This is a genomic window from Microbacterium sp. NPDC056736 (genome assembly GCF_042790415.1).
Taxonomy (GTDB): domain Bacteria; phylum Actinomycetota; class Actinomycetes; order Actinomycetales; family Microbacteriaceae; genus Microbacterium.
Window position 1 is genome coordinate 347,051 of record NZ_JBHTZE010000001.1, and the last position, 12,272, is coordinate 359,322.

General features: G+C 72.2%; 12 protein-coding genes. All 12 read left to right on the top strand.

The window, feature by feature from the left end; genetic code table 11:
• Positions 1-57: 57 nt before the first annotated feature.
• The 12 genes from ACFRAL_RS01580 (at position 58) to ACFRAL_RS01635 (ending at position 12,268) form a co-directional block, all read left to right on the top strand.
• Entirely contained in the window at positions 58-1,785 is a 1,728-nt protein-coding gene (locus ACFRAL_RS01580) for a nitrite/sulfite reductase (protein WP_378879005.1), read from the top strand.
• Positions 1,782-2,525: a phosphoadenylyl-sulfate reductase gene (locus ACFRAL_RS01585; RefSeq protein WP_378879008.1), complete on the top strand. Its 744-nt coding sequence runs from the start codon at positions 1,782-1,784 to the stop codon at positions 2,523-2,525. Before ACFRAL_RS01580 ends, ACFRAL_RS01585 begins: the two co-directional genes overlap by 4 nt.
• Entirely contained in the window at positions 2,522-3,472 is a 951-nt protein-coding gene (gene cysD / locus ACFRAL_RS01590) for a sulfate adenylyltransferase subunit CysD (protein ID WP_378879011.1), read from the top strand. The genes ACFRAL_RS01585 and cysD overlap by 4 nt, the downstream gene beginning before the upstream one ends.
• The gene (locus ACFRAL_RS01595) at positions 3,472-4,812 is read left to right on the top strand and encodes a sulfate adenylyltransferase subunit 1 (RefSeq protein WP_378879014.1); all 1,341 of its coding nucleotides are present in this window, start codon (positions 3,472-3,474) and stop codon (positions 4,810-4,812) included. The genes cysD and ACFRAL_RS01595 overlap by 1 nt, the downstream gene beginning before the upstream one ends.
• A gap of 91 nt (positions 4,813-4,903) precedes the next feature.
• Positions 4,904-5,950, top strand: a complete 1,047-nt coding sequence (locus ACFRAL_RS01600; RefSeq protein ID WP_378879017.1) for an aliphatic sulfonate ABC transporter substrate-binding protein — start codon at positions 4,904-4,906, stop codon at positions 5,948-5,950.
• Between the two features lies 1 nt (position 5,951).
• Positions 5,952-6,842, top strand: coding sequence for an ABC transporter ATP-binding protein (locus ACFRAL_RS01605; RefSeq protein ID WP_378879020.1), 891 nt, complete (start codon positions 5,952-5,954; stop codon positions 6,840-6,842).
• Complete coding sequence (locus ACFRAL_RS01610) at positions 6,832-7,752, top strand: ABC transporter permease (RefSeq protein ID WP_336394143.1); 921 nt, start codon at positions 6,832-6,834, stop codon at positions 7,750-7,752. The genes ACFRAL_RS01605 and ACFRAL_RS01610 overlap by 11 nt, the downstream gene beginning before the upstream one ends.
• Positions 7,749-8,792, top strand: a complete 1,044-nt coding sequence (cobA, locus tag ACFRAL_RS01615) for a uroporphyrinogen-III C-methyltransferase (RefSeq protein WP_378879022.1) — start codon at positions 7,749-7,751, stop codon at positions 8,790-8,792. Before ACFRAL_RS01610 ends, cobA begins: the two co-directional genes overlap by 4 nt.
• The gene (locus ACFRAL_RS01620) at positions 8,789-10,183 is read left to right on the top strand and encodes an FAD-dependent oxidoreductase (protein WP_378879025.1); all 1,395 of its coding nucleotides are present in this window, start codon (positions 8,789-8,791) and stop codon (positions 10,181-10,183) included. The genes cobA and ACFRAL_RS01620 overlap by 4 nt, the downstream gene beginning before the upstream one ends.
• A complete protein-coding gene (gene fdxA, locus ACFRAL_RS01625; RefSeq protein WP_336394140.1) occupies positions 10,180-10,509 on the top strand; it encodes a ferredoxin in 330 nt (109 codons plus the stop codon). Before ACFRAL_RS01620 ends, fdxA begins: the two co-directional genes overlap by 4 nt.
• A complete protein-coding gene (locus ACFRAL_RS01630) occupies positions 10,502-11,473 on the top strand; it encodes an NAD(P)/FAD-dependent oxidoreductase (protein ID WP_378879029.1) in 972 nt (323 codons plus the stop codon). Before fdxA ends, ACFRAL_RS01630 begins: the two co-directional genes overlap by 8 nt.
• A 129-nt stretch (positions 11,474-11,602) precedes the next feature.
• A complete protein-coding gene (locus ACFRAL_RS01635; RefSeq protein WP_378879032.1) occupies positions 11,603-12,268 on the top strand; it encodes a hypothetical protein in 666 nt (221 codons plus the stop codon).
• The last annotated feature ends 4 nt before the right edge of the window (positions 12,269-12,272 follow it).

Consider the following 12,272-nt stretch of genomic DNA (forward strand, 5'->3'; position numbering starts at 1 on the left):
AATGGGCTCGATAGAGTCCTGCCCGGGCACGACCCGGGATCGACCCCGGAGGCCACCGTGACCATCAGCGACACCGAAGCGCGTGCAGAGGCGGAGCGCCCGCGCGCAGCCGTGCGCCCCCCGCGCGCGTCGTCGAAGCCCAACGGTCAGTGGAAGATCGACGGCACGACCCCCCTCAACGGCAACGAGGAGTGGAAGCAGGTCGACAACGGACTGAGCGTGCGCGAGCGCATCGAGAACGTCTACTCGAAGGGCGGCTTCGCCTCGATCGACCCGACCGATCTGCACGGCCGGTTCCGCGTGTGGGGCCTCTACACGCAGCGCAAGCCCGGCATCGACGGCGGCCGCACCGCGACCCTCACGCCCGAGGAGCTCGAAGACGAGTACTTCATGCTCCGCGTCCGCATCGACGGCGGCCAGCTCACCACCGAGCAGCTGCGCGTCATCGCCGGGATCTCCACCGAGTTCGCGCGCGACACCGCCGACATCACCGACCGTCAGAACATCCAGCTGCACTGGATCCGCGTCGAGGACATCCCCGAGATCTGGCGCCGCCTGGAGGCCGTGGGCCTGTCGACCACGGAGGCGTGCGGCGACGTCCCCCGCGTGATCCTCGGCTCGCCCGTGGCCGGCATCGCCGCCGACGAGCTCATCGACCCGACGCCGCAGATCCACGAGATCACCGCGCGCTTCCTCGGCGACCAGACGCTGGCCAACCTGCCGCGCAAGTTCAAGTCCGCGATCACCGGCCACCCGAGCCAGGACGTCGTGCATGAGATCAACGACGTGGCGTTCGTCGCCGTCGAGCACCGCGAGCTGGGCGTCGGCTACGACCTGTGGGTCGGCGGCGCGCTCTCGACGACGCCGCGCCTGGGCGAGCGCCTCGGCACGTTCGTGCGGCCGGACCAGGTGGCGGATGCCTGGCACGGCGTCACCCAGATCTTCCGCGACTACGGCTACCGGCGCCTGCGCAACAAGGCGCGTCTGAAGTTCCTGCTCGCCGAGTGGGGAACCGAGAAGTTCCGCCAGGTGCTGCAGGACGAGTACCTCGGCTACGAGCTTCCCGACGGCCCCGCCCCTGCGCGGCCGCAGACGATCGGCGACCACGTCGGCGTGCACGAGCAGAAGGACGGCCGCTTCTACATCGGCGTCACTCCGATCGTCGGGCGGGTCTCGGGTCCGGCCCTCGCGAAGCTCGCCGACGTCATCGAGGCGCACGGCTCGACGCGCCTGCGCACCACGCCGCACCAGAAGCTCGTGATCCTCGACGTGCCCGCCGAGAACGTCGAGCCGCTCGTCGGCGAGCTCGACGCCCTCGGGCTGCAGGCGCGTCCCAGCCTCATCCGCCGCGGCACGATCGCGTGCACCGGCATCGAGTTCTGCAAGCTCGCGATCGTCGAGACGAAGGTCAACGCGACCGCCGCCGTGCTCGACCTCGAGAAGCGTCTCGACCGGTTCGAGCTGCCGCATCCGATCTCGCTCCACGTCAACGGCTGCCCCAACTCCTGCGCGCGCATCCAGACCGCCGACATCGGCCTGAAGGGCCAGCTCGTCACGATCGACGGCGAGCAGGTTCCCGGGTACCAGGTGCACCTCGGCGGCGGCCTGGCCTCGCAGGACCGCGACGAGCCCGGCCTCGGCCGCACCGTCCGCGGCCTGAAGGTGGCCGCCGACGGCATCGCCGACTACGTCGAGCGCGTCGTGACCCGCTTCCTCGCCGACCGCGAGGCCGGCGAGACGTTCGCCCAGTGGGCGCACCGCGCCGAGGAGGAGGCCCTGCAGTGACCGTCTCCCTCGCACCCCGCATCGCCGTCAAGCGCACGCGCGAAGAGCTCGAGGCCCTCGCCGAGCAGGGCAACCTCGAACTCGGCAGCCTGACCGACCACGAGGCATCCGCCGCGGAGGTCGTCGCGTGGGTCGCGCGGAATTTCGGGACGGATGCCGCCGCCGTCGCCTGCTCGATGGCCGACGCCGCCCTGCCGCACCTCGTGGCGGAGCAGCTCCCGGGCGTGGACGTGCTGTTCCTCGACACCGGGTACCACTTCACCGAGACCTACGCGACGCGCGATGAGGTGCAGCGCGCGCTCGACGTGCGGATCGTGGACATCACGCCCGACCAGACCGTCGCCGAGCAGGACGCCGAGTTCGGCGCGAAGCTCTTCGAGCGGGACCCGGGCCTGTGCTGCGCCCGCCGCAAGGTCGCACCCCTCCAGCAGGCGCTCGGCGGGTACGAGGTGTGGTTCACGGGCGTCCGTCGCGACGAGGCCCCCACCCGCACCAACAGTCCCCTCGTGACGTGGGACGAGCGCAACGGGCTCGTGAAGGTGAACCCGGTCGCGGCCTGGAGCTTCGACGACGTGCTCTCGTACGCCGCGGCGCACAAGGCGCCGGTGAACCTGCTCGTCGGGTTCGGCTACCCCTCGATCGGCTGCGAGCCGTGCACGAAGCCGGTCGCCCCCGGCGAAGACCCCCGGTCCGGCCGCTGGGCCGGCTCCGCCAAGACCGAATGCGGGCTCCACGAATGACTGATCTCGATACGGCTCCCACCTCGCCCGCTCGATCGGCGGCGGAAGCGTCCGCCGCCCTGTCCACGCTCGACCTGCTCGAGGCGGAGGCCATCCACGTCATCCGCGAGGTCGTCGCCGAGTTCGAGCGCCCGGTGCTGCTGTTCTCCGGCGGCAAGGACTCCGTCGTCGTGCTGCACCTGGCGACCAAGGCGTTCGCGCCCGGCCGCGTGCCGTTCCCGGTGCTGCACGTCGACACCGGCCACAACTTCCCCGAGGTCATCGCCTTCCGCGACGAGACCGTCGAGCGTCTCGGCATCCGTCTCGAGGTCGCGAGCGTGCAGGACTACATCGACGACGGACGCCTCCAGGAGCGCGCCGACGGCACCCGCAACCCCCTGCAGACGCTGCCGCTGCTCGACGCGATCGCCGCCGGACGCCACGACGCCGTCTTCGGCGGGGCGCGCCGCGACGAGGACAAGGCCCGCGCCAAGGAGCGCATCATCTCGCTGCGCGACGAGTTCGGCCAGTGGGATCCGCGCAACCAGCGCCCGGAGCTGTGGAGCCTGTACAACGGCCGGCACACGCCCGGTCAGCATGTGCGCGCCTTCCCGATCTCGAACTGGAACGAGCTCGACGTCTGGCGCTACATCGAGCGCGAGGGGATCGCGCTGCCGCCGCTGTACTTCGCGCACGAGCGCGACGTGTACGCCCGCGACGGCATGTGGCGCCCCGTCGGCCCGTTCTCGCCGCCCCGCGAGGACGAGACCGTCGAGCGCCGCACGGTGCGCTACCGCACGGTCGGCGACATGAGCTGCACCGGAGCGGTGGAATCGGATGCCGCGGACCTCGCCGCCATCGTCGCCGAGGTCGCCGTCTCCACCCTCACCGAACGCGGCGCCACGCGCGCCGACGACCGCCTCAGCGAGGCGGCCATGGAGGACCGCAAGAAGGACGGGTACTTCTGATGCTGGATCTCGACACGCCTCACTCCCCGGCTCTCGACGCCGCGGGGACCGGCACGCCCACGCTGTTCCGGTTCGCGACGGCCGGCTCGGTCGATGACGGCAAGTCGACGCTCGTCGGCCGGCTGCTGCACGACTCGAAGGCGATCCTCGCCGATCAGCTCGAGCAGGTCGCCCGCACGTCGGCGGACCGCGGCTTCGCCCACGGCGACTTCGACTTCGCGCTCCTCACCGACGGCCTGCGCGCCGAGCGCGAGCAGGGCATCACGATCGACGTCGCCTACCGCTACTTCTCGACCGGCGCGCGGTCGTTCATCCTCGCCGACTGCCCGGGCCACGTGCAGTACACGCGCAACATGGTGACCGGCGCGACGACCGCCGACGCGGTCGTGGTGCTCGTCGATGCGCGCAAGGGCGTCGTCGAGCAGACCAAGCGCCACCTCGCCGTCGTCGCCCTCCTGCGCGTGCCGCACGTGATCGTCGCGGTCAACAAGATCGACCTCGTGGCCTTCTCGCCGGAGATCTTCGCCGACGTGTCCGCTCAGGCCGAGGCGGTGGCGACCGAGCTCGGCATCGAGGATCTGCACGTCATCCCGGTGTCGGCGCTCGAAGGCGACAACATCGTCGAGCGGTCCGAGCGCACGCCCTGGTACGAGGGGCCGGCTCTCCTCGGGCTGCTCGAGACGCTTCCGACCGCCGACGTCGAGCGCGACCTCGAGCCGCTGCGGCTGCCCGTCCAGCTCGTGCTGCGCCCACAGGGCGGGCTCGCCCCCGGCATCGCTCCCGACGAGGCGGAGCGCCTGCGCGACTACCGTGCCGTCGCGGGTCGGATCTCGAGCGGCGTCGTGCGCGTCGGCGATCGCGTGGAGGTCTTCCCGGCGGGCAGCGCCACCACCGTCACCGGCATCCGCTCGGCCGGCGTCGAGGTCGACGAGGCGACGGCCCCGCAATCCGTCTCGCTCGAGTTCGAGGACGACATCGACACCGCGCGCGGCGCCCTCGTCGTCGCCGCCGGCTCACTGCCCCAGGCTCGTCGCGAGTTCGACGCGGAGCTCTTCCAGCTCGACGCGCGGGCGCTGGTCCCCGGCATCCGCGTGCTCATCAAGCACGGCACCGCGACCGTGCAGGCGATCGTCGCGCAGATCGAGTCCCGCTACGACCTCGACGCGCTGGTGCACGAGCCGGCGCAGACGCTCGAGACCAACGACATCGGCCGCGTGCGGCTGCGGCTGGCGGCCGACCTGCCGCTCGAGCCGTACCGCGACAGCCGCCACGGGGGCTCGTTCCTCGTCATCCATCCGTCCGACGGCGCGACCCTCGCCGCCGGCATCGTGCGCGACTGACCGAGTCCGGCATCCGCGCGCACCCGCACCACCCACCCCTGACCCGAACCACCGAACCGAAGGAGGCGACACCGTGAACACAATCCGCACCATGACGACGATCACAACCCTGGGACTCGTGGCGGCGATGATGTCGGGCTGCGCCTCCGCCGCGGCAGAGGCCGGCGACGGCGGCGCCCCGGTGACGGAGCTGCGCCTCGGGTACTTCGCGAACGTCACGCATGCCCCCGCGCTCGTCGGGCTCGAGGAGGGGCTGTTCGCCGACGCGCTCGGCGACGTCGAGGTGACCACGCAGGTCTTCAACGCGGGGCCCGCCGCCATCGAGGCGCTGTCGGCAGGCGCCATCGACGCCACCTACATCGGCCCCAACCCGTCGATCAACACGTTCATCCAGTCCGGCGGCGAATCCGCCCGCATCGTCGCCGGCGCGGCGACCGGTGGCGCAGCCCTCGTGGTCCGCGACGGCATCGACGAGCCGGCCGACCTCGACGGCACGACGATCGCGACGCCGCAGCTCGGCAACACGCAGGACGTCTCGGCGCGGGTCTGGCTGGCCGACGAGGGGTTCGAGACCGACACCTCCGGCGGCGGCGACGTGCAGATCACGCCGACCGACAACGCCCAGACACTGACGCTGTTCCAGGACGGTCAGGTCGACGGCGCCTGGGTGCCGGAGCCCTGGGTGTCGCGCCTGGTGATCGACGCCGGCGCGCACGTGCTGCAGGACGAGGCCGACCTGTGGCAGGACGGCGAGTTCCCGACCACCGTGCTGCTGGTGCGCAAGGACTTCCTCGATCAGCATCCCGACGTGGTGGCAGACCTCCTGACCGGCCACGCGGCCGCCGTGCAGTGGATCGCCGACAACCCCGGCGACGCGCCGGCGGTCATCAACGGCGCCATCGAGGACGAGACCGGCAAGCCGCTGGCGGATGCGGTGATCGAGCGCGCTCTCGAGCACGTGACGTTCTCGGTCGACCCGCACGCCGACGCCTTCGAGACGCTCGTCGAGAACGGCATCGAGGCAGGCACGCAGAAGGCGGGTTCGATCGAGGGCCTGTTCGACCTGACCCTGCTCAACGACCAGCTGACGGCGGCCGGCGGCGAGCCCGTCTCGGCCGCAGGACTCGGCGAGGACTGACATGAGCACCGCACCCGCTTCCGCCTCTGGCGCCGCGCAGGGCTCGAAGGCCCGCGTGCCGGCCGCTCCGGAGACGGGCGCGCCCGCCTCCGCGGGCACGCCTTTCACGCCGAGCTTCGACAGCGTCGCGCCGGTCCCCGTGCCCGCTCCGGCCGTCCCGCCCGCCGTGCGGATCGACGCGGTGTCCAAGCGGTTCGGCTCCGGCCCGGTCGTGCTCGACGACGTGTCGCTCGACATCGCCCCCGGGGAGTTCGTGTGCCTGCTGGGGGCGTCCGGGTGCGGCAAGTCCACGCTCCTGAACCTCATCGCCGGGCTCGATCGCCCGAGCGCCGGCCGCATCGAGACCCCTGACGAGGGCTCGGCCGTCATGTTCCAGGAGTCGGCTCTCATGCCGTGGCTGACCGCCCGCAAGAACGTCGAACTGGCGCTCCGCCTGCGAGGCGTGCCGCGCGGCGAGCGTCGCGAGAAGGCGCTCGCGCTCCTGGACACCGTGAACCTCGCGGATGCCGCCGACAAGCGCCCGCACGAGCTCTCCGGCGGCATGCGCCAGCGCGTCGCGCTCGCACGCGCCCTCGCGCAGGACCGGCCCGTGCTGCTGATGGACGAGCCGTTCGCGGCACTCGACGCCATCACCCGCGACCTCCTCCACGAGGAGCTCGAGCGCGTGTGGCGCGCCACCGGTCGCACCATCGTGTTCGTCACGCACAACGTGCGGGAGGCTGCCCGCCTCGGCCAGCGCGTCGTGCTGATGGGCAGCCGTCCCGGCCGCATCGTGCAGCAGTGGCAGATCGCGAAGACCACCGGGCGCCGCATCGAGTCGGCCGAGGTGGCCGCACTCTCGGTGGAGATCACCGACCAGCTGCGGAAGGAGATCCGCCGCAATGCCGCATGACAGCCTGACCGTTCCGAAGACGGATGCCGCGGCATCCGTCACCTCCGACGATCTGCGCTCGCTCGAGGCGGGCCTGGACCGGCTGCAGACCGACGCGGCCTCGGGCACCGGGCGCTGGCGCCGCGTCGCCCAGAGCGTCGTGCCGCCGATCGTCTTCCTCGTGCTGCTGATCGTCGCCTGGCAGCTGTACGTCGTCATCGCCGACCCGCGGCCCGACAAGGTTCCGAGTCCCGTGGACGTGTGGAACGCGCTGGGCCTGGCGTGGGAGACCGGTCGCCTGCAGGAGGCCGTCGCGACCAGCCTCGAGCGCGGGGTCGCCGGCTTCCTCATCGCGATCGTCGTCGGCACACCCATCGGGCTGCTTCTCGCCGAGGTGCGCCCGATCCGCCGCGCGGTCGGACCGATCATCTCGGGCCTGCAGGTGCTGCCGTCGGTGGCCTGGGTGCCCGCTGCGATCATCTGGTTCGGCCTGTCCGACGCGACCGTCTACTTCGTCATCCTCATGGGCGCCATCCCGTCGATCGTGAACGGCCTCATCGCCGGCATCGACCAGGTGCCCCCGCAGCTGCGGCGCGTCGGTACGGTGCTCGGCGCCTCGCGCTGGCAGCTGGCCACCGCCGTCATCCTGCCCGCCGCGCTGCCCGGCTACCTCGCCGGACTCAAGCAGGGATGGGCGTTCTCGTGGCGCTCGCTGATGGCGGCCGAGATCATCGCGACGGGCGGCTCCATCGGCTTCGGCCTGGGCTCGATGCTCGACCAGTCGCGGGAGCTCGCCGACATGGCCGGGGTCCTCGCCACCATCATCCTCATCCTGGCCATCGGCATCCTCATCGAGCTCGTCTTCTTCGGGCCGCTGGAGCGCCGCATGCTGAAGCGCCGTGGCCTGCTCATCACGGGAGGTACCCGATGACCGGCCGCCCCGAGCCCCTCGAGTCACTCGAGTCCCTCGACCCCTCCTTCCCCGGATCCGGAAATCGGACATCCGCACGTTTTCCGGAGCATCCGGCCGGGGAGGTCCGGAAACACGCCGAATCTCCGAACTCCGGAGCGACGGATGCGACAGATGCCGCGGATGCGACGGATGCCACGGATGCCACGGATGCCACGGATGCCACGGGGGCTACGGATGCCACGGCCGACGCCACCACGACCGGGACGGTCTGGCTGGTCGGGGCCGGGCCGGGCGACGCCGGACTGCTCACCGTCAAGGGCCTGCGCGCCCTCGAAGCGGCCGACGTGATCGTCGCTGACCGGCTCGGCGCGCGCGCCGTGCTCGAGGGGCTCGCCGCCGACGGCGTCGAGCTGCGGGCGGAGGTCGTCGACGTCGGCAAGGCGCCGGGCCACCACGCCGTGCCGCAGGACGCCATCAACGCCCTGCTGGTGCAGCTCGCCCTCGACGGCAAGACGGTCGTCCGCCTCAAGGGCGGAGACCCGTACGTCTTCGGGCGCGGCGGCGAGGAGCTCTTCGCCTGCCAGGAGGCGGGCGTCCCCGTCCAGGTCGTGCCGGGGATCACCAGCGCGATCTCGGTGCCCGCGATCGCCGGCATCCCGCTCACCCACCGCGGCGTGGCCACCGCGTTCACGGTCGCCACCGCGCACGACCAGATCGAGTCCCTCGGCGGCGGCCGCGACCACACCGTCGTGCTGCTCATGGGGATCGGCACCCTGGCGAACTCCGCGATCATCCTCGCCCGCGGCGAGCGCGGCGCGGACTGCCCGGTGGCGGTCGTCGAGGACGGCTACGGAGCACGCCAGCGCGTCACCGTCGGCACCCTCGCCACGATCGCCCACCAGGCCGCGGAGCGAGGCATCCGCTCCCCCGCCGTCGTGGTCGTGGGCGACGTCGTGCGGCTCAGCCCGTACGCCCCCGCGGAACTCGCCACCCTCGAACTCACCCACTTCGACCCCCTCGCCGTCCCCGGCACCTCCCGAAAGGCCCCCACGCAGTGACCTCTTCGAGCCTCCAGAACCTCCGCGTCGCGATCGTCGGCGCCGGTCCCGCCGGCATCTACGCGGGCAACATCCTCACCAACGCGGTGAACGACGCCGGCGGCTCGGTCGCGATCGATCTGTTCGAGTCGCTTCCCGCGCCTTACGGCCTCATCCGCTACGGCGTCGCACCCGACCACCCGCGCATCAAGGGCATCGTCAACTCGCTCCACGAGATGCTCGACGCCGGAACCACCCGGTTCATCGGCAACGTCGAGGTCGGCCGCGACATCGCGCTGGAGGAGCTGCACGAGCGGTACGACGCCGTGATCCTCGCCACCGGGGCCATCCGCGACGCGGCCCTCGACATCCCCGGCATCGACCTGCCCGGATCGTTCGGCGCCGCGGACTTCGTCGCCTGGTTCGACGGCCACCCCGACGTGCCCACCGAGTGGACGCTCGACCAGCGCGAGGTCGCCGTCATCGGCAACGGCAACGTCGCGCTCGACGTCGCCCGCATCCTCGCCAAGCACGCCGTGGACCTCCGCTCGACCGAGATCGCCGACAACGTACTCGCGGGCCTGGAGGCATCCGCCGTCACCGACGTGCACGTGTTCGGCCGCCGCGGTCCCGCCGACATCAAGTTCACGCCGATCGAGCTGCGCGAGCTCGGCGAGGTGCCGGACGTCGACATCGTCGTGCACGACGAGGACTTCGCCTACCTCGAAGGCCTCACGCCGGCCAACAACCAGCTGAAGGTCATGCTCCGCATCCTCGAGAGCTGGCGCACGCGCGAGTCCACGGGGGCCAGCCGCCGCCTGCACCTGCACTTCTACCACTCGCCCGTCGAGGTGCTCGGCGACGGCAAGGTCGAGGGGCTGCGCTTCGAGCGCACCGAGCCGACGGGGGACGGGCGCGTGCGCGGCACGGGCGAGTTCCGCGAGTACCCGGTTCAGCAGGTGTACCGCGCCGTCGGCTACTACGGCACCCCGGTGATCGACGCGCCGTTCGACGAGAAGGCCGGCGTCGTCTCGAATGTCGAGGGACGGGTGACGGATGCCGCGACCACCGGCGACGCCGACGCTCCGGTGGTCCCGGGCCTCTACGCGACCGGCTGGATCAAGCGCGGACCGGTCGGGCTCATCGGCCACACCAAGTCCGACGCCATGGAGACCATCGCGCACCTCGTCGCCGACATCGAGGCGGGGCGGCTCTCGGCCCCCGCGGTGGCCGGCGACGTGCTGAACCTGCTCGACGAGCGCGAGGTCGCGTACACGACGTGGGACGGCTGGCTGGCTCTGGACGCGCACGAGCGGGAGCTCGGAGCGAACCACCTCCACACGCGGGAGCGCGTGAAGGTCGTTCCGCGCGACGAGCAGGTCGGCATCTCGCGGGGAGCGCTCGTCCGGTGACGTACGTGATCGCACTGCCGTGCGTCGATGTGAAGGACCGCGCCTGCATCGACGAGTGCCCGGTCGACTGCATCTACGAGGGCGAGCGGTCGCTGTACATCCACCCCGACGAGTGCGTCGACTGCGGGGCCTGCGAGCCGGTCTGCCCGGTCGAGGCCATCTACTACGAGGACGACCTGCCCGACCAGTGGCAGGACTACTACACCGCGAACGTGGAGTTCTTCGACGACATCGGCTCGCCGGGCGGCGCCGCGAAGACCGGCGTGATCGCGAAGGACCACCCGATCATCGCCGCCCTCCCTCCCCAAGGAGACGGTCATGACTGACCCCGCACCCGCAAGCGACGCCCCGCCGGCCGAGGTCGACGTCGTCATCGTCGGCGGGGGCCCGGCGGGGCTCTCCGCCGCGCTCAACCTCGGGCGTGCCCGCGCCTCCGTGGCGGTCATCGACGCCGGCAGGCCCCGCAACGCGGCGACGCTGCGCTCGCACGGCTTCCTCACGCGCGACGGCATCCCCCCGCTCGAGCTGCGCAAGCTCGCGCGGGCGGAGCTCGCCGCCTACCCCGACGTGCGGGTGTACGACCGCACGGTCGTGACGGCGCTGCTGGAGAAGGACTGCGGCGACGGGCGCCGCTTCATCGCCGCGCTGAGCGGCCGCGGCTCGGGCATCCCTCCCGCCGTCTCGGCCCGCTCGGTGCTCGTGGCCACCGGCCTCCGCGAGACACTGCCCGACATCCCGAGCCTCCGCGCGTTCTACGGGATGACCGTGTTCAGCTGCGCCGCGTGCGACGCGTGGGAGCTGCAGGACCGCCCGCTCGCGCTCATCGGCGAAACGCCCGATCTGGCCGCCCGGGCGCGGCTGATCGCCCGCTGGACCGACCGGCTCACCGTCTTCACCAACGGGTCGGACGCCGTCGACACGGTCGAGGAGGCCGAGCTCGCGGCATCCGGGATCATCGTCGAGCGTCGCGTCATCGACGACCTCGAGGGCGAGAAGGGCGCCGTGTCGGCGGTGCGCCTGCAGGGCGGCGACCGGGTCGAGATCGACGGCGGGTTCGTGCGCCCGCAGTGGCACCCGGCGCTGGACTTCGTCGCCGGCATCGACCTCGAGCGCGACGGGTTCGGCAACCTGGTCACCGACCGCTCCGGGCGCACGTCCGTGGCGGGCCTGTATGCGGCGGGGGATGCCGCGTCCCCCGGTCCGCAGCAGCTCATCGTCGCCGCGGGGCAGGGCGCGCGCGCGGCGGCCGTGCTCGTCCACGACCTCGTCGGGGTGCGCACCGCCCACTGACCCACGGGCACCCGCGCGGCGCCACCGCTCGCGGGATTCCCGCCCCGCGGCGGCGCGTCACGGGATGTTCACGGTCCGGCCACGTGCGCGTTCTCGAACGCGACGCCTCGGTCGGACATGCTGTCGCAGATGTCCGACGACGTGGCCGAGGAGCTCAGAAGGCTGCGTGCGCGAGCCTACGGACCCGACGCCGACATCCACGACGACCCGGACGCCCTCCAGCGGCTGCGCGAGCTCGAAGGCCACGCCCTCGACGCGGCGGCGCCGGGCGCGCAGGCCCGCGACGACCGGGCGGCTCCCGCCGGAGAGCCGGCTGTCGCGGCATCCCGCATCCGGCGCCCGTGGTGGGAGCGGCACCGGGCCCTCCTCTGGGGCGCGTCGCTGCTGCTCGCCATGCTCCTCGGCGCGGCACTGGTCTCGGCGCAGCAGTCGCCGGGTCGGGAGCGTGTCGCCGTGCTCGGCGTGGACGCCGACGGGCAGTGGCCGGAGCAGATGTGGGGGCCGCGCCCGCCGGACGGCGTCACGTTCGAGGAGTACCGCGGTCTCACCGCGATCGCGTCCGCGCGCGACTTCGGCAACAGGACCAGCAGCACCTGCCTGTGGGTGTACGACTCGACCTCGGTGAACTTCGGCCTCTCGGCCGGCTCGTGCACCGCGGGCTCGGTCCCCGCCTCGGCGACGATCCTCGTCACCGCGCAGGCGCCGCGGCCGCTGCTCGACGAGTTCGGCGAGGGCACGGCGCTGGAGTTCGTCCTCGATCGCGACCGGGTGCTCGTCTCTGCGCAGCGCCCGTAGCCCC

What these genes read in the sequence shown, in the direction of transcription:
- cysD (WP_378879011.1), top strand. Translation starts at nt 2,522, where the DNA reads ATGACTGATCTCGATACGGCTCCCACCTCGCCCGCTCGATCGGCGGCG.
- ACFRAL_RS01595 (WP_378879014.1), top strand. Translation starts at nt 3,472, where the DNA reads ATGCTGGATCTCGACACGCCTCACTCCCCGGCTCTCGACGCCGCGGGG.
- ACFRAL_RS01600 (WP_378879017.1), top strand. Translation starts at nt 4,904, where the DNA reads ATGACGACGATCACAACCCTGGGACTCGTGGCGGCGATGATGTCGGGC.
- ACFRAL_RS01605 (WP_378879020.1), top strand. Translation starts at nt 5,952, where the DNA reads ATGAGCACCGCACCCGCTTCCGCCTCTGGCGCCGCGCAGGGCTCGAAG.
- ACFRAL_RS01610 (WP_336394143.1), top strand. Translation starts at nt 6,832, where the DNA reads ATGCCGCATGACAGCCTGACCGTTCCGAAGACGGATGCCGCGGCATCC.
- cobA (WP_378879022.1), top strand. Translation starts at nt 7,749, where the DNA reads ATGACCGGCCGCCCCGAGCCCCTCGAGTCACTCGAGTCCCTCGACCCC.
- ACFRAL_RS01630 (WP_378879029.1), top strand. Translation starts at nt 10,502, where the DNA reads ATGACTGACCCCGCACCCGCAAGCGACGCCCCGCCGGCCGAGGTCGAC.
- ACFRAL_RS01635 (WP_378879032.1), top strand. Translation starts at nt 11,603, where the DNA reads ATGTCCGACGACGTGGCCGAGGAGCTCAGAAGGCTGCGTGCGCGAGCC.